The following is a 23083-nucleotide window of genomic DNA, read 5'->3' as shown; positions in this document are numbered from 1 at the left end:
CGAGTAAAAAGGCTCAACTGCCGAGTAAAAAAGCTCAACTGCCGAGTAAAAAGGCTCAACTGCCGAGTAAAAAGGCTCAACTGCCGAGTAAAAAGGCTCAACTGCCGAGTAAAAAGGCTCAACTGCCGAGTAAAAAAGCTCAACTGCCGAGTAAAAAAGCTCAACTGCCGAGTAAAAAGGCTCAACTGCCGAGTAAAAAGGCTCAACTGCCGAGTTCAGAGGTGGTAATGAATACAAAACTCACCTTGATAGCGCTAGGGGTTGGATGGGTATTTTCCAAGGTAGGTTGAATTATGCGATCGCAAATACATGAAACAAAAAATGCTCTGCCGATTGTGATTCTCAAAGGTGGTTTTGCAGGATTGTTTACAGCACTCCATCTCAGAAATTTACAGAGTTCCGTCCGATATGATTAGTAATTAGCTGTATATTCAATCCAAATATTGTGAGATTTCTTTTTCCCAGTGATTACTTCAATCCAAAGAAAGCCGATTCAGCATACTTGGAGCAAGTTGCTTGTATGCAAAATGCTGGGTTTGCAACTTCCGTTATTTCTTTGGAGTCGCTGAAATCTGGTTCATCAAAGATTATCCCACTCCCTACTCCTGATTCAAAAGTGGTCTATCGGGGTTGGATGCTCTCGCCCGGAGATTATGAGTTATTAGTTAGTGTTGTAGAGAGTACAGGGGCAAGTGTCTTAACTTCTAAGGCTGAGTATCTAGCCACACATTATCTGATCAACTGGTATCCCCTGATTACTGATTTTACTCCAGAGACTAAATTTTATTCCGTCGATGATGATTTAGAAAGTGAGTTGAATCGACTTGGCTGGAATGGATTTTTTATCAAAGATTATGTTAAGTCTCTCAAAACCTCAGTTGGTTCGATGATTGATAAACCTTCGGAAATTAAAACAGTGGTTGCCCAAATGCAGAGGTTTCGGGGCAGTATTGAGGGAGGTATTTGTGTGCGGCGGATTGAAGATTTTGTGTCTGAAACCGAGAGGCGTTACTTTGTCGTATATGGTAAACCTTTTGCCGCTTTACCAGATGAAGAAATTCCAGAGATTGTTTCTGAGTGTGCCAAGCGGATTAGAAGTCAGTTCTTTTGTGTGGATGTAATAGAGCGTAGAGATGGTACTGAGCGGATTGTAGAAATTGGTGATGGCCAAGTATCAGATATTGTTGGATGGACGGCTGAACGTTTTACTCAACTGTGGGTATGATGATTGAAGTTTTGCGATCGCTATGCGTTTACAACTATTTTCATGTATTTGAACTATATCTGTCGTCAGGGCACAGCATTGCTGTGCCCCTACCGCGTAGTCTATTTACCTGAAAATAGCTGTAACCGAAGGATATTGGTTTAAAATCCAATTTCAATGGTCAAGCTGCGAATTTTTCCTGTATCTGCGTCAGCTTTATCTGCAACTTGAAGAGTCCAGGTTCCTTGGGGACTTTTACCTTTGAAGGCAGCAAGTTTAAGGGTGTTTACCTCGTCATAGGTTGTTTTAATATTATCTGTAGCTCCGCCTTGGCGATCGTGCAGAATGATCGGAAGTATGCCTATTTGGACTGGGGGAAGGAGAGTAACTACAAGATCCCCAATATAAGTATGCTCGATGTCTACATTAACTTTGATGGATTTCATTAGGCTGGTATTAGCAATCGCCACCGACAATGTTGATGTTTGCAAGTCGTTAATTGGGATATCTTGCACTGCCTTGAATACGCTAATGGGCGATGTTTGAGCCGGCTTGGCTAATTCCACAGCTTTGAGAGCATTGATTCGACCGTAACCGTAGAAGGGGCTGCGACCATTGGCATCATATTTACCTTTAGATGGATCAATGCGATCGCTGGAGCGTTTAATAATATCTCGCACTTCGTCCCAGCGCAGATTTGGATTTCTGGCAATAATCAGGGCTACTACACCAGCTGCACCTGGACAGGAACTAGAAGTACCGCCGAATTCGTTCGTGTAGTTGCCTGCGGCGTCACCCAGATTCCGATTAACCGAATTATAGCCAACTACACCAGAGCGATCGGTTGTCCAAATGCCAGGGGTTTGAGAACTGTCACCATTGTTGCTAGGGAAGGCACACCAGACCGCCTGACCAAAGTCGCTGTAAGCGCTTCTGGTGCCAAAGTCGTTACAAGCTGCCACAGCAATCACCTTTTGGCAGCTGGCGTAGCCGTCATTATCCACGCTTTCGTTACCATTGCCAGCCGCAAATAAAATTACACATCCCTTGCCGTTGCGTCCTTTATTGATTGCAAAATCCATAGCAAGTCGTGTGGAGTCAGGTAGAGGTACTTTTTGGTTGTGTAGAGGATCGTTTGGCTCAAACCAAGTCCCATCTGCTGGCCCCCAGCTACAAGAAATAACATCAGCACCATTTTGAGCCGCCCAAATAAAAGCATCTGCTTCGTCTTGTGACCCCAGCGCCGAAGCTAAACGAATTGGCATCAGCTTTGCACCTGGTGCCACACCAGATGCACCAAAGTTGCCGTTTGCACAAGCTACACCTGCACAGGCTGTGCCGTGGTTATTGTCGTTTCCCGGTCTGGGATTGTTAGTTTTACGTGTGACATCACGCGGGGCAACAATCTTTCCAGAGGAACGGAACTCTTCATGGTCGAGATCCACACCGTCGTCGATAATTGCAATAATCGTCCCTGTGCCATCGCTTAACTTCCAAGCTGCCTCAACGTTGGCATGGGCGTTGATTATTTTACCATTAATTGTTATTTGCTTTAAGTGCCACTGCTGCGGGAAAACCTGACGTTGGCGTGATTCACGTGCTAGTTCAGGATGGCACAGTTCGACTGATTCCTCATTCAGAAGTCTCTCGGCGATGTCAAAGATGGCTATACCAGTATTTGCAGGAGCGCTGACAAAGTAAGCATTTCGTGCATATTCGAGTTGGCGTTTAATTGTTAAGTTGTAACGTCCTAGTACTTCTTGGCAAAGCCTTGACTCTTCTTCGTTATCGAATTTAACGAAGAGGTTTTCGGTGTAGACTATAGGTTGTTTGGATACTGGATCGACAAGGACACGTCCGGCAAATTGAACTTCAGACTCTTTGTTGAGAATTTCACGGGCGTGATCGCGCAAACCGACACCCTGAGTCGGAACTTTCGATCGCAGAATTTCTACACCCGCTTGCCGAAACCGCGTTACTAACTCGAATTGATTGAGGATATTGCGAGCTGTGGGTGATACAGGTGCGACTTCAAATGGTCTTGCACCGACAAGAGTAGTGCGGCTTTCGGTACGCACTACAACGTGTTCGTTACTGATAGCAAGTTCATACTGTTGACCGTTCTGTCCACCATAACGAACCTGAACCATAGTTTAATCTCCTGGGATATTGAATGTCTATTGGGCATTGGGCATTGGCAAACCCTATTATGCCCAACTTTTAAAGCTTGTTACACGCAGTGTGCGCGGGTAGCGTTTTTAATGCAAGCCGATGCATTAACAATGTAAGCTGACGCATTGGCAATGTAAGCCGACGCATTGGCAATGTAAGCCGACGCATTAACAATGTAAGCTGATGCATTGGCATTGTAAGCTGACGCATTGGCATTGTAAGCTGACGCATTGGCATTGTAAGCTGACGCATTGGCATTGTAGGGTACGAAGTGTTCGCGGTAGCGTCGTTTAAGAGTTGCAATCTTAGTCTTTGTGATTACAAATCTTAGAGATGCTACGCGAACACTCCACTGCGTTACGTACCCTACAGTTAGGCTTACGCACAGGTAACGGAAAACGAACCACAGAGGACGCAGAGGTCACGGAGAAATGAGAGTTTGAGAGGGTTTTTGCGTAAGTCCTATTTATATTTAATTTCGCCCAACTACTTACCACTGAAAAACGTTATAACATCATTAGAACTTGAGAAAGATGTTTTACTTTCCGGCTGAGTATTTTCTACAGGTGTACTTTTTACCCCTGATTGCTGAAGTGAGATTTCAAAAAGACTACTTTTCTGAATATCCTGAACAAATTCGCGTTGGCAGCGATGCCTACGGCGGGCTACGCCTACGCACTGCTGTATCCTACACTCGTAAGCCTGGGTACTATGCAATACATTACAATCAACCCAATACCGTGGCATCAGGAGCAGTTTTACAACTTAACGATGGTGCGATCGCAGTTTTTCCAGGCGAACCCAATCAATCTGAACAGGGGACACTAAGCCCAATTTACACACTACAACCCAATGGTTCTTTGGCAGTACCAACTGGATTGGTTTTCATCCGCTTTGCTGAAGGCGTTGATGTGGAGTCCCAGCGCGAAGTAATTAATCGAGTGGGTTACGAAGTAGCGCAAAGTCTTGACTATGCACCGCACGCCGCTTGGTTGCGTGCCCAATCAGGTAATATTGCTGATGCGATCGCCGGGATTCCTCAATTAGAAGCGATACCTAAAGTTGAGAATATCGAACCTCAAATGCTTATGGAAAAAGGTTTGAGACTAGGGCATTGATTATCACCAGCGATCGCTCTTTCGCGTCAAGTTTGTGATCTACTGACTTTATCCTTCCCCACTCCCCACTACTGAAAGGCGATCGCACTCAGCATCAAATCAGTTCCGATTACCCAGACTTGATATTAAACCGCGTCCACCTTGAAAACTGTAGTTCTTTCCGTATGAAAAGAAAAAACCCTCATCCCCCAGCCCCTTCTCCCAAATTTGGGAGAAGGGGAGCCGGAAAGAAGTCCCTCTCCCAAGTAATGGGAGAGGGATTTAGGGTGAGGGCAAAAACTACGGTTCTCAACATAGATGAGGTTTATCTATAATCTTGCTTTTGAATACTTCCCAAACGAGCAGCATCACGAATATTGTAGTCGGATCGAGTAAAGCGATTTAGCTGCATCTCAAAAAAATCTCGATTGGCTTCTAAATGCTTGGGATTTTGGTCATCTAAAGGATATAAAAGTGCAGCTCGCAAGGCTTGGATTACCGCAGAAGTTACACAGTACATTGACCGTTGAAAACTAACTCCCAACTGAATCAACATATCTTCTTCACCCCGGCAATGTTGGCTGTAATAATCAACAAGATATGGTGGCAAAAAATGCAACATATCTTGCATTAGCAATGTAGGGGGAATGCCAGCAGTACCCACTGGAAATACATCAGCGTAAAGAATACCATAGTGAAAGTCTTTCTGCTCTTCCGGTACTTGACGCGCTTGAGCATTATAAGATTTTGTGCCTCGGAAGGGTGCGGTACGGTAGAAAACAGCTTCTACGTAAGGTAATGCTGCTTCATATAGCCACATGAAGCCCTTGGATTTGGGGACAATTTCGTAGCATTCGCCACGAATATAAACATGATGGTAAATGGGACGACCTGCGATCGCAAATATACCATTAACTAAGAAACTCATCGCCTCTGGGACACTGCTAATGGTACCTTCATCATAGCGATCGGACATTTCAAAGAATACTGGGGCCATGACTTCCCAGAATAAGCCCAGATTTGCGTAGTATGACATCTGGCGGCACTGCTCCAAAAACATCTCTGGAAATAGCTTGTAAAGCCCCAGCATTACGGGGTTCCCTTGGAAGTAAGCTTTAATTGCCCTATCGGCGTTGGCTTTGTATTCTTCAGAATCTAGGTAAGGGTCAAATTGTCCACCCATCCCTCTATGCCACAACATCGCTCGCATACAAGCTTCAGCAAATTCCATGTTAATGCGATCGTGAAACAAGTGATGCAACAACTTCGGCATTTTGAAGGTTTCACCTTTCTCAATAAATGCCAAAAGTTCTGGATGTGCAGTTGCTTCGCCGCGCCAAATTCGTAAATCAGCATCATCGCCAGCGTAATGGTTATGCCGTTCTAAATACTCTTTGGGTAAGAAGTATTTAAATAAGGGAAACGGATTTAAAAATTCTTGTTCAGCAATATAAAGTAGGTCACGCCAGTAAAAATCCATCGGTACAGCATAAGCTTTGTACAAACCGATGATTTGCATCAAATTTTCTGGGGTATCGGGTAACATTGCACCGCCTGCTTCTAGACGATGAATTACTTCAGCAAATTCATGCTTGGAAGGAGGTAATTTAGTAGGTGTTTTAATTCCTGTCATAGTGATGGTGTTTGCTAAATTGCGTAAATTTATAGCGAATAAAATTCCCAAACTCTGCGTTTAAATTCCAACTCTCAATTATTTGGTACTTCAGAGATTACGGTTTTTTCCAAGGAGGGAATTACAGCCACCATTGCTGTAGTTGTGGATTCACTCCAACGCACTAACCAAGTGGGTTGTACTCCCAAAAAGATGATAAAAGCTGCCAAAATTAAAGCTGGTATTTTCTCAGACCATAGGACTTTGGGATAGTAGGCTAAGTTATCGAGTCTGCCAAAACAAGTGCGGTTGAGAAGGATGACGAAATAAACTGCGGTTAATCCACTAGCTATTACACACAAAATAGTCGGAATGGGAAAGGCAGAGAAACTACCTTGAAAGACGATAAATTCGGCGATAAATCCTGTTAAACCGGGAATACCAGCACTAGCCATCCCACTTAAAACCAGTAAGGCACTAATTAGAGGTAAACCACGGATAGGACTCATCAAGCCATTGAGTTTATTTAATTCGCGAGTGCCAACTTTGGCTTCTACGACTCCCACCAAGTGGAAGAGGATTGCAAGGATGATACCGTGGCTAAACATTTGGGCGACTGCACCCACAAGTGCTAAGGAAGTACTGGCGGCACCAGCTAGCAAGATATAGCCCATATGACCGACGGAACTGTATGCTACCATGCGCTTGATATCATTTTGAGCGATCGCAATTACTGCCCCATAGATAGCGCTGACTGCTCCCCAAATTGCCAGAGTCGGTGCAATAATACTCCAAGCATGGGGAAACATACCCAACCCAAATCGCAGCAGTCCATAGGTTCCCAGCTTTGCCAACACACCACCGAGAAGAATGGCAATTGGTGCTGAAGCCTCAACGTAAGCATCTGGTAACCAAGTATGGAAGGGAACTAAGGGAATTTTGATCCCAAAACCTAATACTATCCCTGCTAGTAAAAGGATTTGCTTTGCTGTTGACAGATTTTCTGTAGAGACTGCATCAAAAGCAAAATTGGTAGAACCACTCAGCCACACTATACCCAAGAATGTTGCCAGAATCAATGCTCCCGATACAGCAGTATAAATCAGGAATTTAATCCCAGCATAACCCCGTTTTTCCCCTCCCCAAATGGAAATTAGTAAGTAGAAGGGGATTAATTCTAGTTCGTAGAATAGGAAGAATAGCAGTAAATTCTCTGCTAAAAAAGCACCTGCAACTCCTCCACTAACTAATAAAATCATCGAGTATAACAGGCGGGGACGTTCAGTTTCTTTACTACTGCTGTAAATAGAAATCCAGGTGAGCAGGCTATTTAACACCAACATTAATATAGAAAGTCCATCAACACCTATTTGATAACTCAAACCGAGAGTTTCATTCCAGGGAAGATATTCTTCAAATTGCATCCCCGGATTACTGATATCAAATTTCAGCAGGATAAAAAGGTTCCAGATAAAAACTATCACCGAAAAAATTAATGCTGTCAAACGAATGCGATGATTAGGGATACTTACAGGTAATATTGCTATGATAACAGCAGCGAAAATTGGAAGCCAAATCAAAACACTTAACATGAAAATTTTGTCCTTTTTCCTTTATCCTTTATGACTCAATACGCTTGGTTTAAGAAAATAGTAGGTTAGGTTGAGCGATAGCGTAACCCAACAAAGTCTTGAGGATGTTGGGTTACACTGCGGAATCTTGCTACGTTCCTCAACTCAACCTACGTCTTCGTCCTTTATCTTTTGTCCCTTATGACTTACTCTTAGCCAATGACCAATGACAAAGGGCAAAAAAGCTAACTTACTATACTAATTTCTCCAGTGTCTAAATCGTAATAACCACCGACTATTTTCAGCTTTTCTGCTTTGATTAACTCAGATAAAACTGACGATGATTGCAATCTTTTAATTTGCGCCAAAATATTTGCTTTACAAACATTTTCTACCATATCTCCTGATTTTCCTTTTGAACTTTCTACACTTGGTTTAATTGCTTCAAGCAAACTTCCAATATTTCCAGGTACTGGAGCACCTTTAATCGCCGCTTGTATTGCACCACATCTTTCATGTCCAACGACCATGATGACTTTGGTGCCTAATACTAAACTACCAAATTCTAAGCTACCAATTTGCTGTGTTGTGGCAATATTACCAGCGATACGGCAAACAAATAAATCTCCCAGTCCTTGGTCAAAAACAATCTCTGAAGGTACTCGTGAATCTGCACAACCGAGAACAGAAGCGAAAGGCTTTTGACCTTTAGCAACTTCAACTAAACGTGAATAGCTTTGGTCAGGATTACGACGTTTTCTTTTGGCAAACCTTTCATTCCCATCTAATAACTCTTGCAGTGCTTTATCGGGCGTAATATCTTCTTCTACTGGGGCTTTGTTTTCGGCTGCAAGTAAGTTTGAGCTAAGTCCGGCTGTCAATACACTTGTACCGATCGCACCTGCACCAAACTTGAATAAACTTCTTCTGGAAAGATTTATCTGCGGATGTCGTATGCTCATGGAATCATCCTCACAATATTAAACTGTTAACTTTTAGTCGGATAGCTACTGCTACTTAAGTGTCGAGATTTGAAAAACAAAATTTAAAAACTGTACTCCCCAAAATGGCCAAGTTACCCACATTCCTAAAAGACTCACTCCTAAAAGAACAGTGAATGCATAAAATTGGGTTTGTCCAGAAGTGCTGTATTTGAGACTTTCGCCACCTAATAGGGAGAACAAACCAACTAAATTAACGATACCATCGACTACAAAGCGGTCAATCATATCGGCAAGTTGGGAAACTTTGGCAACTCCAAAAATAATGGTCATCCGATAGAGTTTGGGGGTGTAAAAATCGTATGCGATTAAGTCTTGTAAACCTTTCCAAGGCAAACGAATCGGTTTGGGAATATTGCTTAAATAAATCACACCAGTGATAGTGCAACCAAAAATACTCGACCAAATTAAAAGTAGTGCAACATCTTTATTTAGGTTTGCCCAATCTGGTAAAAGTGATAAGTTTTGCAACACTAAAGGAAGATGTAAGTTAAAGCCAAGTAAGATTACCATCGGCAGAATCATCGGCCAGTGAACTTCAGGCGATCGCTGGGCCATTTGTCTAGCTTTACCGCCAAAAATTAAAACGAATTCTCTTGTCAAACTCACAGCTGTCAAAGCATTTACAGCTATTAATACTCCCACTAACCAAGGTTGGGTTTCCCACAACTTATCTGCTAATTCTATCAGCGCCCAAAAGCCACCCAATGGTGGAAAACCAATTAACCCCAAACTTCCAACGATAAAGGCGATTGCGGAAATTGGGCGGCGTGTCCACAGTCCACCAAGTTGGGTTACGTCTTGGGTGATGCTATTCCAGATAATTCCGCCAGTACTCATCACCAACAATGATGCGGATATGGCGTTGCTAAGGACTAACGCCAGCGCTGCTTCGTCTTGCTGCACTCCCACAGCAATGAACACTAAGCCCATGTATGCACAGACAGAATAGGATTGACAGCGTTTTAGGTCAATTTGAGCGATCGCAATTAAAGAAGCACCCAATGCTGTCACTACCCCAATCCCCACCATCGCCGAGGAAACTATGGGCGACAGGCTTAACACAGGTTGCAGTTTAATCAGCACCCATGCACCACTAGCGACTACTACCGAGTTCCGCAAAATGGTACTGGGAACAGGGCCTTCCATTGCCTCATCCAACCACAAGTGCAAGGGAAACTGGGCACATTTGCCCATCGGTCCGGCAATTAAGGCTAAACCTACCAGTGCAATCGTTGTGGGGTTAACATTTGCAGTAGCCGCCCATTCAGCTAGTTCTGCATAATTCCAAGTTCCAGCTAGGGGCCATAATGCCAACACGCCCATTAGTAAGAATAAGTCTCCCACCCGCTTGGTTAAGAAAGCATCTCTTGCACCTGAGACTACCAACGGCTGGCTAAACCATAAGCCGACTAGTAGGTAGGTTCCTAGTGTGAGGATTTCCAAAATTACATAGCTGAAGAACAAGTTATTACACAGAGCAAGGGCACATAGTCCTGCTTCAAATAATCCTAATAAAGAATAGAAGCGTCCCCAACCCCAATCCATTTCCATGTAGCCGATCGCATAAATCTGCGCCAGCAAATTCAAGCCAGTAATCACAACCAAAGCGCCGACACTCACCGAGGATATTTCCAAAGCAATGGTGAGGTCTAAACCAGCCGTAGATAACCAAGGAATAAATACTTCTTGGGGTGGCTGATTCCAAGTTGCTTGTAAGGCGATCGCACTATGTACAAATGCCAAAAATGTCATCACCAAGTTTACATAACCCGCCGGTCTTGGCCCGGTTTTCCGAATGATTCCCGGTGACCAAGGCACGGCTAACAAGCCACCTATTAAGGCATAGCAAGGAACTAGCCAAACAGTCTCAAGTAGAAACTGAGCCATCAACTTACCTCTATATTGTGATCAAAAATTTGGGGTTTTGAATCAACTTGTGTTGATCCCTGTTAACCCAGCGATGCCTACGACGGGCTATGACGCTCTCTTACGAGACGCTGCGCGAACGAAGACTCGCTAACGCTTCGCTATCGGCGTTGCAGATAATGCAAATTTATTTTTGCTTTATTTTGTTAAAAATAGCTTACCGTTATATTTGTCAAAATGGAATTAATTAATTAAATAAATTTCCGATAATAACTCTAATTATTTCTTATCAAATCAACTAGTGGACTAATCAATAATAACTATTATTTTTTATCTATGAATTGACTGTGGTATTAATCAATAGTCATCATTAGTTTTTATTTATTGACATAAATCATAAGAGACGCAAGTCCCTTGCGTCTCTATAAGTAAGCTAAATATAACTTACATTTCGGCAATTCTGTCAATCTGCCAACAATTAGAAATAATTGCAGGCGCTTGGTTAAATTGGCTGATAGGAGCGGGTTTCATGTCCCGGTAGTCTAGGAGTTGGACTAGGATCAGGTAGGCGATCGCTAAAGTGATCGAAATCACACCTGTAATAATGGCAACTAATTTTGAACGTTCCATCAGTATTTCCTGTAATGCAAGTTATTGTGCAGTGTCTATATCTACATTAATACTTGAGACACACTTACCGATATACTCGCGGTTGCTCAAAGCAACGGTTTAGACGTTTTGCTAGTGATGCATCTACTTGCTGATAAAACTTATGTACTTTGCGAATTAATACTAGCATCTACGTTTAGCCAATTATTGCTGCTTGGTCTTTAACTTCCTGTATTTGTCTGCTGTTTTAAAGTAAAACACAAAGTTCGTCTTGCTCATAAGTTATAAATATACTCAAATGAGCGGTTGTATTTAAGTCATCTCAGTAAATGCATTCGACTTATTTATATTTACATAGTTTAGTTTTTTCGTGCCTACCCACTTATTAAAGTAATATATGAATATGGAGTTTTGCTTGCAATGTAAACATTTGCAAGTACTAAAAGGTCTGACAGAATATAATAAAGTTAAGATTACAGTTAAGTATTAAGAGACTCATAGCTATTTACCATTATAGTTTCTTTACAGTTTCTAAACATTATCAGTAACAAAGAAGCTACATAGTTACTGTTATCTTGTTAGGATATTAACTACTGCGGTATAGTCACAGTCACTTATATTTAAATTAAAAATTATATGATTCGTTTTGCTCAATTAACTAAAATTGACTTTTTAGTTGTGATTGTCATTGTCATGATTGGTCTTGTACATTTACCTTTTCCATTTGACGGAGATCAAGCATTCTTTAGGCTAGGTGCTTTGGAGATGCAACAAGGAAAGGTACTCTATCGTGATTTTTGGGATATTAAGCAACCGGGGATTTTCTACTTTTATTTTTTGGCAGGAACTTTGTTTGGTTTTAATGAGATTGGCATCCATGTATTTGAACTTATTTACATGGTGTTTTTTTCGATAATATTGCTGCTGACTCTAAAAAGTTATTTTCAGCATCAGATAATCGCAAGTCTAGTACCTTTGTTAACGGTTGGCGTTTACTATGTTGTTTCAGGTGCTTGGCACCTTACTCAAGTAGAAGCACTGGTTGGTTTTCCTTTATTCCTTTGTCTTTGGCTGACTTTTAACTCTTTTAAATATGAAGGAAAGCAAAGATTTTTCCTACTTCTACTATCAGGCTTAATTGGTGGAATTGTCCTCCTATTTAAATTTGTATTTCTGCTTATCTTGCTTTCGTTTTGGCTAACTATATTAATGTATTTTATATTAATAAATCGACAGGGCATTCAACAAACTATTATTAATATTTGTCTCCCAATTTTTATAGGAATTATATTTCCTCTTTTAATTTTTGCCAGCTACTTTATCTGGCTTAATAGTTTTTCAATAGTGTATCAGACATTTTTTATAGATCCACCTCGGATTATTGCTAATACTAATTCTGTATTGGATAAAATTGATTTGATTTCAGGAATAAAATGGTTCATACAGAATTTTTACCCCTTAGTGTTACTGGCTTTTGTTGCAGTATATGTATCCTTGTATAAGTTTAAGAATATATTGACTTTGCTACTTGTTATTTGGTGTATTTTTGGTTTAGGTATTATTGGTATTCAATATACAGCATTGTGGGAATACCATTATTTACTGTTGTTTGTACCCATAGGTATTTTAGCAACGAAAGGATTAGACATATTATGGGATTCTTTAAAAGAATTAAATTCCTCACTCCCGACAATTCTACTCATATTTTTATTGTTTTTCCCCTTATCATCCACTCTGACAAAAAAGAGTATTACTCTAGTTAATAATAACTTTGCTTTAACTGAAGATACACGATTTAAATATCAGACTGTCTTGAGAAAAAAATATCCATCCCTTCGTTCAGAGGCTAACTTAATCTCTCAACCAGGAAGTCTTCCTGGTGAGATTTATGTAGCTGGTGATCCATCTATTTACTACTTCTCTAATCGGACTCAAGCAACAATACTACGTGGTTGGGCACTTGAATATTTTCTGCCTGAACAATGGCCAAAACTTTTAGAGCAGTTAGATTCATCAAAGCCTCCTTATATTTTTATTGATTATAAACCCCAGGCTATAATCAAAGAAAATTTTCCAAAAATGCTGGAATTTATTGGACAAAAGTATTGGATTTTACGTCAAAACAATAACGGTATTTGGTATATCATCAAATGAGCTGTTTATAGTGGAACGATGATAAATCATTGACAGCCATTTTCTAAACTTGAGTTGAATATAGGGCATTGCAATGCCCTATATTCTAACTGATGGGGGCGGGTTTCATGTCGTGGGAGTCTAGCATTTGAACTATGATGAGGTAGGCGATCGCTAAAATAACCGAAATCGCACCTGTAAAAATGGCAATTATTTTTGAGCGTTCCATCAGTAGTTCCTGTAATGCAAGTTATTGTGCTGTGCCGAGATCCACAGTTTTCGCTATAAACTTGTAAAATCATCTACTTAGTAATGTATAATAAAGCCCAATAGTTCAGGGTGCTTGTCAAATATTAAACTACTTGCTAGTACTGCCAAAGTATATTGTATGTCTAAATCTGCAATCACCGTTACCGTTAAATTATTTGCTGCTTATCAAGAAGCCTTTAGGGTTTCGGAACTTGTACTAGAATTTCCCAATAGTATGCCAGTCAAAGCAGTATGCGATCGCCTCATAGCTGAACACCCCAAACTCTCCCAATGGCGTGACATCACCCGCTTTGGGATTAATTTAATATTTGTCGAACCAGATACCCTACTACAAGATGGGGATGAAGTCGTGCTGATTCCACCAGTGAGCGGTGGTTAGTAAAACAGTTATGAGTTAGGAGTTATGAGTAATGAGTTAAAGATTAAAAACTTCTAACTGAACAAGGCTTGCGATGGCGTACCCGCTCTTTCCGGTGGCGAACGCACCCTTTGTTTGGCTGCAATTTTTCCTCCCGCCTAAACTTGAATAAATGCAATTTTGCTTAATAACCCAAGATAACCCGCAACTTTGGTTAATATATTTTTGCCAAAGTGGGATGCTCCCGCATTAACTTTAGTAGCAGCACCATAGGCGATATAGTCAATAATTAATCAACCACCATCTCATGTAAATAATTCATTTGTTCAATATTATATTAATTTGCAATTAAATAATTATTTAATTCAGTTTGCCACCATTCTTTTTTGAGCTTGGATATCACGCCTAAACCAAAATATAATTAATGCTAAAGTTGGGATAACCGTTACAACATTGAAAGGTGGGAAACCTTGTATTAGATAGTAAGCAACAGTACTTGTAGTACTAAATACTATACTAGTAATCGCAAATCTTTTTGAATGTATGTTTAAAGCTACGACTGCCAGCAGCACAGAGGAATACCAAGAGCAATACCAAGGGGCAGCAAACAGAAATAATATTAAGGTAATCCATCCAATATTTATACTAAGATTAGTTTCAGAATAATTTTTCTTAAAATATGGTTTTAGCAGAACAACGAAATAAGAAACTAGAAATGGAAAAAATATTATAGGTTTAAATATCGAGAATATAGTCTGTTTAAAACTTAGAGAAAAATTTATAAATTTAAAATGTAGTACTTGCGTAAGCAAAGCATATAAGGAACCATTTACTCTGTTTCCAACCCCAGGATTTAAAAGGCTTTTCCACGCCTCGACTGTATGTAAAGCTATAATATCAACTGCAAAAATTATAACTACAGAGATACAAATAGCACTGAATAAGCTTTTCCACCTTTGTTGCTTAATCAAATAAACAAAAATTAAAGGCAACCAAATAATTGGTAATGTTTTAATTAAAAAACCAATCCAAACTGTAACAGTCGCAGCTATATAATTATGGTTTTTCAGGCAGATCATTAAAGTAATTAAAATTGTAGAAATTAAGACATCAACATGTGCATTTGTAACCTGCTCAAACAGCAAAATTGGGCTAACTAAATATGCAATTGTTACATTGATTTTTTGAGGAGAGTTTTTTAATTGCCCCCAGATTAAGTAAGTATTTAATATATGGAATAAAAGACATATTAATTTAAATACATAAATTCCCAAACTAGGAGCGATTGCAACGAAAGCAGCGGAAATAATAAAAAATATTTGAGATACAGGCCCATAAGTTGAAGTCTGTTTCCAGACAAGAAATGAAGACAACTTTGAGGTAAATGTACTTGCAGGATTAATAAAAGGATTAATTCCATTTAAGTCCATCAAACCATAATGCACATATAAATTAATATCAGTAGTTATGGGATAACTTATGAGGGCGATTAACAAAAAGAATGAACTATTCCTTAGTATTTTTATAAAAGTTATATCTCTTTTTTTGTTTTTGTTTTTATTTATGATTAACCAAACAATATATATAATATTTAACCCAAGGTATTCTACACCTGTTCTTACTTTATCAAAACGGCTAGAAAAATCAGGTAAATATTTACCTGTATGATTAGTTAAAGCTTCAACATCAAAAGAATAAGCTCTAATTGCTAATTCTCCACATAATATTAACGACAAAGTTATGGCAAGCCCTAACAATATTTGGTTTTTTTTCTTGAAATTATAATCATTCACATTTAGCATAATTATATAAAAATTAAATTAATCAATAAAATTTTCACTTATATTATAGCAATCCAAATTTAATCGTGAGAAAATATGAAAATTAAAATTACATATTTATAGAATTTTCAGTCTTTTACTTTCTTACAAATGATTTAGGATTGATATATCATAATGAACGTTTCTTTTTCATAAATTTTTATATAATTAAATGCGTTTTAGTTAAAAGTACTGTAAAGTTACACAGTAAAACTGAAAATTTTCAATTACTTCAGCCTCTATTTTTGGCGAAGATGTTGCTTATGGATCACTTTTAAGATGGTGAGTGGTGTAGTTTAATTAATTGAAAAAGGCACTCAATAATTTTTGCGCTGGTTACCATTGGCAGGATAATCCTCGTGCTGTCCTTACTCGTCTGAAATCAAGTTGGTTAAAAGTTGTCGGTGCCAATTATACTCAATACCTTTAGGACTTAGCAGTTAGCTTCACTAAGTTATCTAACTCTTGCTGCATCTGATTAACAACTAATTCATAACATTCATTGACATAATGGCGATCGCTGGCTGCTTGGCGACCGTAGCGTTGAAATACAATTGGCGGACAAACCCGCGTGTACATGGGCACAGGTAATGGAATGTTGGGCAACGGACCAATTGCTAATCCCCAAGGCAGTCCAAGATAGATCGGAAAAACTTCCGGATCAATCCCAAACAGCCAAGGCATTCCCCATTCATGGAGTTGCTGCACAATTTTGTAGCAGTCACCCAGTATAATCAGCGTATCGTGAGCACCCCAGGAAATCACAGGCACAATCGGCACATTTTCCCGTAATGCTAACTTGATAAATCCTTGCCGCCCCGCAAAGCAGATTTTATTACGTAAATAATGCGGTCGGAAGATATCTTGCGCTCCACCTGGATAAACTAGGACACTAGCTCCAGAGTGCAAGGCAGCATAAGCCATTTTCGGATGAGCGATGATTGCTCCAGCCTTGGCAACTAGTTGCGCTAGTGGCGGGCTAACCTGCCAAGCGTTGGGATGCATTAAACCATAAACGGGTTGCTCTACACCAAATCGTCGGAACCAGTCGTACATCATCATTGTCATATCGGGTGCAGCGAGTCCCCCATTATGCGAACCGACAAATAGGACTTTTTCTTGGGGTCTAATATTATCCCAGCCACTAGTTTGAACTCGGAAATAGTAGTGATATAAAAAGCCAAACAAAGGCATCAAAAATTCTATGAACTTTGGATCTCGCTCATCCAAAGACCAACCGGGTTTTTTGTTTAAGAGATGTTGCTTTTTTGATGACATCGATACATTCTAATCCCTTGCTCTGCTCTTGAGGCTGTGTGTACCTTAGCTTTCATCGCTGTTTTGCTTCTGCTTGACTAACCAAACAGAGAGCAGAGCGATCGCTACACCAACCACAATAAAACAATAAATGTAGCCGAAGTTATCCACAATCCTACCAAATACTGCCGCGCCAATGCCTTGACCGACAAACAGGTTGAAGGCGAACAGTGAAACAGCAGTACCTCGTGCTTCCGGTGTTAGCTCAGTGGCTTGGGTCTGGAGGGTGCTGTGCATCATATAAAAGCCCAATCCCATTAAAATATTCAAGGGGATAAACAGCATCCAGTTATGGAACAATGCGATCGCTAAGAAGCTGATACACATTAAGCCTCCTCCCACCCCCATTAAACCAATTTCACCCAGTCGCTTGACTAACCATTTAACTAAGCGACTGTAAATCAGTCCACCCAATCCAAAACCACTGAGCATAAACCCGATCGCTACATAACTTAGACTATAGCGATCGCGCAGAAATGCGCCGATGTAAGCAAATGCCCCAAACACGCAAAAGCCTTCCACAAACACCCCGATAATTACAGTCCGGGCGATCGGTTGGGTCAATAGTTGGTAATAAGGTCGAAATGTTATCCTACCTACACGACCTTGGGGACGTTGAACATCGCCCAGGTGGCGCGTCCCACGCCACAAAAGTCCAGTAATGGCAAGGGAGACGATGCCAAATAGGAGAAAGATGTCACGCCAACTAATATATTCCCCAAAGATGCCGCCTAAACTACCACCGAGAATTTGACCTAGCATCAGGGCACTTAAATACTTACCGATCGCAGCTTGGCGTTTTTCATAAGGAAAGTTGTCACCAATATAAGCAAGGGTAACGGGGATGACCCCAGCAGCAGCCATCCCTGTGAGAAACCGCAGCAAGGTAAGTAAGAGGATGTTTGACACAAAAGCACAAACAGTAGTACCCACAGCAAATGCCGCCAGTGCTACTGTAATTACCTTCAGCTTGCCGATGCGATCGCCTAGTGGGCCATAGAATAACTGAAATAGTCCGTAGGGAATCGTATATGCCGAGATAATCACCGCAGCACTGCCAACACCGACTTTAAACTCGTCGGCGATAATGTGCAGCAGGGGGTCAATCACCCGTGCATCAGCAACTACCATGAAGGCAGCAGCGCCCAATAGTCCTAATGAGACAGGTGTTTTGCCTGCTATATCTGTTGCTAGCCTACCCATTGCTATGTTCTCCTATAGTTTGAGTTTTCGCACTTCTAGAATAGACTTTTTGCAGAAGGGCAAGGGCTGAGGAAGTAAGAGAGTTACTGTTCAGTAACTCTTTTACTTTCCGTTCTTCGGTAATTTATATTTAGAAAAAAAGCGTACGAGTCGTCATGCAAATAGAGCAGCCTTTTAGAATTAATGCTGCCCAACCAGACAAGCTAAAACAATTCCTTCCCAAACCTTTAATTATCCTCAGCCCAGTCGCCGGCTGGAATGGTTTTTATTTTGCCTATCATCGCCAGTCGAACTATCAACTCCCTGAGACATCGCCTTTTCAGCACATTATTACCATTTACACTAGAGAGTTTGAAGCAAAATTAAAAATTAACGGACGCTGGCAAAGTAAATTCTATGCAACAACTGATGTGGGTATCTTTCCTGCTCACCAAATTTTTCCAACAGTACAATTTGAACAGGAATTAGGGTTTATTCACGTCGGTCTTGAACCAGCGATGATTACTCGTGCTGCCTACGAGTCAGTAAATGCTATGCAGTTGAAATTGTCCAACAACTGCAAACCCACGACCCACTGATTCAAAAAATTGGACTGACACTCAAGCAAGAAATAGAAACTAGCGTATTTGATAGTTATCTGTATATAGAGTCAGCACTTATATTTTTTCAAAAATCAAATCGGATTGCTATTTCAGGAAATACCTTTGGTTGTTTTAACTTGATTCGCTTGCATTTTCCTGGGTACTTTCAACAATTCCCCGTAGCAAGCTGCCACACTTACTCTAGCCATAAGCTAATTGGATAAAAAGATTTAATAATATCTGTTGCTAACCTACTCACTCAGTTTTTTATTTGTTAAGCACAAATTGCTCCAGATCGTGAAACTGCCCTTTGAAGAAGCCATACTGTTTCAGTATACCCTGACTGTGAAAACCTAACTTTTCTAGCAACTTTTTAGAAGCTATGTTGTCCACCATGACTTGGCCAACAATGAAACGCAAACCCATTTTCTCAAACCCAAATTGCAAGATACTACGCACCGCCTCAGTCATGATGCCTTGTTTCCAAAAAGTACTAGCAAGCTCATAACCGACTTCAGCAGAGTGTTTTTGTGGGTTCCACGTAAACCCACAAGAACCAATCAAAACGTTGTCTTGCTTACGAGCAATTCCCCAGCGAATTCCATCTCCTCGCTCAAACCGCTTGGCTCTACGTTCAATGACTGCGATCGCTTCTTTAATAGAAGTGAAAGTATCAAGATCATGAAACTGAGTCACGCCTGGATCACAGAAGACAGCAAAGATCCCCTCAGCATCCTGCAACGTTGTCTCACGCAGAAGGAGTCTTTCTGTTTCTAATTGAGGAAAGGAAGATAGTGAGAAATCTTTGCTCATAGTTGCAACCGATGATCTGGGGTTAGAGCTAACTTGGCGATCGCCACAGTCACAAGACAAATCAAAACGCTCAAGGCTGAATAGTCTTCGCCGACTGGTTAAATAACATATCTCGTGATTTATCTGGATCAAGCGCTTCAGTTTTCAATGCTTCGGCTTTCTCGTAGGCGCGAATTGTTGCTGGACGCGCTTTTATTGTCTCAAACCAGCGCTTGAGATGAGGAAAATCGTCTAGGTTTTGACTTTGGCGCTCATGGGGGACAATCCAGGGATAAGCAGCAATATCTGCGATGGAATAATCGCCAGCCACAAATTCTCTATCTGCTAGTTGCTTATTCAGCACTGCATATAAGCGTCCCGTCTCATTCACGTAGCGGTTAATGGCATATTCAATCTTTTCGGGAGCATAGGCGCTAAAGTGATGATTTTGTCCCGCCATTGGCCCCAGCCCTGCCATTTGCCAGAACAACCATTCTAAAACTTTAGTGCGTTGGCGTAAATCTTGGGGGATTAATTTCCCGGTTTTTTCTGCCAAATATAGCAAGATTGCACCAGACTCAAATACCGAAATTGGCGCACCTCCATCGGCTGGTTCGTGGTCAACGATCGCAGGCATCCGATTGTTAGGAGAAATCTTCAGAAATTCCGGCTTAAATTGCTCCCCAGCCCCAATATTAACAGGATTTATGGTATATGGTAAGCCAACTTCTTCCAAGAAAATTGTGATTTTATGACCGTTTGGAGTTGGCCAATAATAAAGATCAATCATGGTTAGTTTTCCTTATATTGAGGGTTAAAATTTAAACGCAAAAGGGCACAGAGAATTCGCTACGAATTAAAGAAATGTTGTATATTGCGGTGATTTTGCGACCGCTGCCCAAACTCTGTGGTGAACCTGAAGAATTGGTGTGGGATATTTTGCCTCAAGTAATGTTGCCAATTCTTGGTCAAATATTTCTACCAATTCTTGTGTCAAGCTAGCTCCCACACCAGCACTAGCCCGAATTCGCCCCCGCCAATCTTCGTGTGTATAAGGTACAAATACATCGTAAGAAAATGTGCGGATTTCTCGGAATCCTCCTTCGCCAATGTCTTGTAACCACAGGGGATATAATCCATTACCGCCGTCCAGATTCCACGCGGGATTATGAGCCTTAATCAGTTGTTCTGTTGCTTCAACTACATTACCTTTTAAGGGTATCCAATCAAAATGAGCGATCGCAATCGAGCCATTTCTTCTCAATATGCGAATAATTTCCTGGACGACACGCGAACGGTCAAACCAATGCCAACACTGTCCAGCTGTTACCACATCCGCACTTGCGTCTGGTAACTCGGTATTCTCGGCAGTTGCGATTCGATAATCTACTTTGATTTGGGTTGATTCGCTTAACTGTCTGGCTTGTTCTAAAAGTGATGCTGATGGATCTATGCCAATTACATAAGCACCTCTATCCGCAAAGCCCCGCGCTAGTGTTCCTGTTCCTGTGCCAAGGTCAACAATATTTTGCCCTGGTAAACCTATACCATATTCAGACAGTTTGTTAAATAATGAACTGGGAAAGCCAGCGCGGTTTTTTGCATAATCAGTAGCAGTTGCACCAAAATCAATTCTCATACCTGCAAAACTATCTTTCTAACAATTGTCTAGGCTAGAAGTTCTCTACCCACGGACGTAGTTCTATTTCCCATGTCCAAGCACTGCGGGGTTGACGGAGAATACTGAGATAAGTTTGAGCGATCGCATCCGGGTCAAGGGTACTATCAGGTTTATCTGCTGGATCTTGGCGGACTGTGGAACGGATTCCACCATCAATCACGAAATGCGCCACATGGATATTCTTTGGTGCTAATTCTCTGGCAATACTCTGAGCCAAACCACGCAGTGCAAATTTACCCATTGCAAAGGGAGCAGACTGAGGATAACCCTTAATACTTGCTGAGGCTCCAGTAAATAATATAGCACCGCCGCCAAGTTGCAAAAACCTTTTGGTAGCAGCTTGAGCAACCAGAAAGCCACCATACGCAGTTACATCTAAGGTTTTTGCCACCTCATTAGGGTCTAGATCAACAAGAGGCCCTACGACCCGAAAACTGGGATTATAAACGACAATATTCGGAGAACCGAGTTTATTTTCAACATCAATAAATAACTGTTCTACTTCGTCTGGCTTTGAGACATCAGCAGCGAAACTAACTGCGTCAATTTCACTACTCAATTGAGTGAGTTTTTCAATTTGACGAGCCGCTAAAGCTACGGTGAATCCTTCTTTGGCAAATAGGCGGGCTAAAGAAGCGCTCAGTCCACTACCTGCACCGACAATTAAAGCTGTTGTTGCCATAAATTTAATTTTCCTTGTTAGGATAAACGATTAAGAGAGGAAGCAGAATAGCTAGAGAAATATTTAATATATTGATAATAATCAATATAGGGACGGTTAGAAGATTCCCAAAAAATTAGTTAGCCTATTGGTAATTAAGCACAACTCTAAAACCTATATCACCGCCGCAGGAGCATAGACATTGACAACCTCGGTATGTACATCTCGGCCAGCCAGAACTCAACAGATTTCCACCTCGATATACTTTATACTCCAAAAATGAATCTACCCCACTTGGGCTGAAACCTAATGTCTGGAGATGTCTTTTTAATTCTTCAAATGTAACCCCATGTGGATTAACCCACTTTGTATTCGGGTCATGGTAGTATCTACCTGTGATATCGTACCAGTCACTGCACCATTCTGATACATTTTGCCACATATCCAAACACCCATAGGGGCTTTGTTTTTCAGGGCAATATCCAATAGGTTGATTAGTCTTAGGATATGAGCCTTTAGTACTAGGATATGAGTATAAAGCTATTTCTTCAACCCAATCCTCTTGATTTCCCCAAGGATACAATTGTCCATTTTGTCCTCGACATGCCTTTTCCCATTGCGCCTCTGTAGGTAAGGCATACGCACCACCTAAAGTTTCTTTCAGCCATTGAGTGAAGTGGTAAGCATCAAACCAAGAAACAAAAACTATTGGGTACATCTCTCCTGGGGAAAACTCAGCTACTAGGTTAGGCAATGACGAGTAAAAATCACGGGCAGATGCGCTTAAAGTTTCATTATCATACGACCAGTCATAACCAGTATCCCTCAAAAATTCCTGCCACTGACCCACTGTGACGGGGGTTCGTTGAATTGCATAAGTTGATAGCCATACTTCCCTTTGAGGCTGTTCTTCATACTCAGCATTAACCTCAACTTCAGGGTCAGCGCCCATAAGGAAAGATCCTTCTGGAATTACTACCATATCAAGTATTGAATTCATTACAAGACCTATGCTTAAAGTGGTATTCGATTAATACATACGCCTTATGTGAATTAAGCCACAGGATGCTGTTCAAAAGTAAGAACATCAATACCAAAACGCTGGCGCAGAAAAATACGCAGAGTATGACTG

Annotated in this window: 22 protein-coding genes; 7 read left to right on the top strand and 15 right to left on the bottom strand. The window is 40.9% G+C overall.

Annotation, left to right across the window (positions count from 1 at the left end; translation table 11 throughout):
• From V7K21_RS18615 to V7K21_RS18605, 3 genes are all read left to right on the top strand, one after another.
• Positions 1 to 290, top strand: a 290-nt coding sequence (locus tag V7K21_RS18615; RefSeq protein ID WP_335176698.1) for a hypothetical protein, incomplete at its 5' end; no start/stop codon positions are given.
• Positions 291 to 293: 3 nt separating this feature from the next.
• Positions 294 to 416 (top strand): hypothetical protein, encoded by a 123-nt coding sequence (locus V7K21_RS18610; protein ID WP_335176696.1) that lies wholly within the window; start codon positions 294 to 296, stop codon positions 414 to 416.
• Between the two features lie 29 nt (positions 417 to 445).
• On the top strand, positions 446 to 1225 hold the full coding sequence (locus V7K21_RS18605) for an ATP-grasp domain-containing protein (RefSeq protein WP_335176694.1): 780 nt from the start codon (positions 446 to 448) through the stop codon (positions 1223 to 1225).
• Between the two features lie 140 nt (positions 1226 to 1365).
• Here the strand turns inward: V7K21_RS18605 and V7K21_RS18600 are convergent, their stop codons facing one another.
• Complete coding sequence (locus V7K21_RS18600; RefSeq protein WP_335176692.1) at positions 1366 to 3354, bottom strand: S8 family serine peptidase; 1989 nt, start codon at positions 3352 to 3354, stop codon at positions 1366 to 1368.
• Positions 3355 to 3909: 555 nt separating this feature from the next.
• Here V7K21_RS18600 and V7K21_RS18595 point away from each other — a divergent pair.
• A complete protein-coding gene (locus V7K21_RS18595) occupies positions 3910 to 4494 on the top strand; it encodes a hypothetical protein (RefSeq protein ID WP_335176690.1) in 585 nt (194 codons plus the stop codon).
• Positions 4495 to 4798: 304 nt separating this feature from the next.
• Here the strand turns inward: V7K21_RS18595 and V7K21_RS18590 are convergent, their stop codons facing one another.
• The 5 genes from V7K21_RS18590 to V7K21_RS18570 all read right to left on the bottom strand — a co-directional run bounded on the left by V7K21_RS18590 (position 4799) and on the right by V7K21_RS18570 (position 11156).
• A complete protein-coding gene (locus V7K21_RS18590; protein WP_335176688.1) occupies positions 4799 to 6106 on the bottom strand; it encodes a CO2 hydration protein in 1308 nt (435 codons plus the stop codon).
• A gap of 74 nt (positions 6107 to 6180) precedes the next feature.
• Positions 6181 to 7677 carry an NADH-quinone oxidoreductase subunit M gene (locus tag V7K21_RS18585; protein WP_335176686.1) on the bottom strand — a complete coding sequence of 499 codons (1497 nt, stop codon included), beginning with the start codon at positions 7675 to 7677 and terminating at the stop codon, positions 6181 to 6183.
• Positions 7678 to 7901: 224 nt separating this feature from the next.
• Entirely contained in the window at positions 7902 to 8618 is a 717-nt protein-coding gene (locus V7K21_RS18580) for a carbonic anhydrase (RefSeq protein WP_335176684.1), read from the bottom strand.
• Positions 8619 to 8669: 51 nt separating this feature from the next.
• Complete coding sequence (locus tag V7K21_RS18575) at positions 8670 to 10547, bottom strand: NAD(P)H-quinone oxidoreductase subunit F (protein ID WP_335176682.1); 1878 nt, start codon at positions 10545 to 10547, stop codon at positions 8670 to 8672.
• A 423-nt stretch (positions 10548 to 10970) separates the two neighbouring features.
• Entirely contained in the window at positions 10971 to 11156 is a 186-nt protein-coding gene (locus tag V7K21_RS18570; protein ID WP_335176680.1) for a hypothetical protein, read from the bottom strand.
• A gap of 615 nt (positions 11157 to 11771) precedes the next feature.
• Between V7K21_RS18570 and V7K21_RS18565 the strand changes: the two genes are divergently transcribed.
• Entirely contained in the window at positions 11772 to 13289 is a 1518-nt protein-coding gene (locus tag V7K21_RS18565) for a hypothetical protein (protein WP_335176678.1), read from the top strand.
• Between the two features lie 85 nt (positions 13290 to 13374).
• Here V7K21_RS18565 and V7K21_RS18560 read toward each other — a convergent pair whose 3' ends face one another.
• A complete protein-coding gene (locus V7K21_RS18560) occupies positions 13375 to 13497 on the bottom strand; it encodes a hypothetical protein (protein ID WP_335176700.1) in 123 nt (40 codons plus the stop codon).
• 159 nt (positions 13498 to 13656) lie between these two features.
• Between V7K21_RS18560 and V7K21_RS18555 the strand changes: the two genes are divergently transcribed.
• Positions 13657 to 13917, top strand: coding sequence for a MoaD/ThiS family protein (locus V7K21_RS18555; protein WP_335176677.1), 261 nt, complete (start codon positions 13657 to 13659; stop codon positions 13915 to 13917).
• A gap of 344 nt (positions 13918 to 14261) precedes the next feature.
• Here V7K21_RS18555 and V7K21_RS18550 read toward each other — a convergent pair whose 3' ends face one another.
• The 3 genes from V7K21_RS18550 to V7K21_RS18540 all read right to left on the bottom strand — a co-directional run bounded on the left by V7K21_RS18550 (position 14262) and on the right by V7K21_RS18540 (position 18236).
• Positions 14262 to 15698, bottom strand: a complete 1437-nt coding sequence (locus V7K21_RS18550) for a hypothetical protein (protein ID WP_335176675.1) — start codon at positions 15696 to 15698, stop codon at positions 14262 to 14264.
• A gap of 444 nt (positions 15699 to 16142) precedes the next feature.
• On the bottom strand, positions 16143 to 16994 hold the full coding sequence (locus V7K21_RS18545; RefSeq protein WP_335176673.1) for a lysophospholipid acyltransferase family protein: 852 nt from the start codon (positions 16992 to 16994) through the stop codon (positions 16143 to 16145).
• Positions 16995 to 17039: 45 nt separating this feature from the next.
• Entirely contained in the window at positions 17040 to 18236 is a 1197-nt protein-coding gene (locus V7K21_RS18540; protein ID WP_335176671.1) for an MFS transporter, read from the bottom strand.
• Positions 18237 to 18391: 155 nt separating this feature from the next.
• On the opposite strand from V7K21_RS18540, the gene V7K21_RS18535 reads away from it, so the two are divergent.
• The gene (locus V7K21_RS18535; protein ID WP_335176669.1) at positions 18392 to 18814 is read left to right on the top strand and encodes a hypothetical protein; all 423 of its coding nucleotides are present in this window, start codon (positions 18392 to 18394) and stop codon (positions 18812 to 18814) included.
• A gap of 270 nt (positions 18815 to 19084) precedes the next feature.
• Here V7K21_RS18535 and V7K21_RS18530 read toward each other — a convergent pair whose 3' ends face one another.
• The 5 genes from V7K21_RS18530 to V7K21_RS18510 all read right to left on the bottom strand — a co-directional run bounded on the left by V7K21_RS18530 (position 19085) and on the right by V7K21_RS18510 (position 22951).
• Positions 19085 to 19690 (bottom strand): GNAT family N-acetyltransferase, encoded by a 606-nt coding sequence (locus V7K21_RS18530; protein WP_335176667.1) that lies wholly within the window; start codon positions 19688 to 19690, stop codon positions 19085 to 19087.
• Between the two features lie 10 nt (positions 19691 to 19700).
• Complete coding sequence (locus V7K21_RS18525) at positions 19701 to 20399, bottom strand: glutathione binding-like protein (protein WP_335176665.1); 699 nt, start codon at positions 20397 to 20399, stop codon at positions 19701 to 19703.
• 66 nt (positions 20400 to 20465) lie between these two features.
• Complete coding sequence (locus V7K21_RS18520; RefSeq protein ID WP_335176663.1) at positions 20466 to 21248, bottom strand: class I SAM-dependent methyltransferase; 783 nt, start codon at positions 21246 to 21248, stop codon at positions 20466 to 20468.
• Positions 21249 to 21282: 34 nt separating this feature from the next.
• On the bottom strand, positions 21283 to 21972 hold the full coding sequence (locus tag V7K21_RS18515; protein ID WP_335176661.1) for an SDR family NAD(P)-dependent oxidoreductase: 690 nt from the start codon (positions 21970 to 21972) through the stop codon (positions 21283 to 21285).
• Between the two features lie 124 nt (positions 21973 to 22096).
• Positions 22097 to 22951 carry a formylglycine-generating enzyme family protein gene (locus V7K21_RS18510; protein WP_335176659.1) on the bottom strand — a complete coding sequence of 285 codons (855 nt, stop codon included), beginning with the start codon at positions 22949 to 22951 and terminating at the stop codon, positions 22097 to 22099.
• Positions 22952 to 23083 lie beyond the last annotated feature (132 nt).

Source organism: Nostoc sp., from assembly GCF_036919595.1.
Lineage (GTDB): Bacteria > Cyanobacteriota > Cyanobacteriia > Cyanobacteriales > Nostocaceae > Nostoc.
The sequence above is the reverse complement of the archived record's forward strand: the minus strand, read 5'-3'. Positions and strand labels throughout refer to the sequence as shown.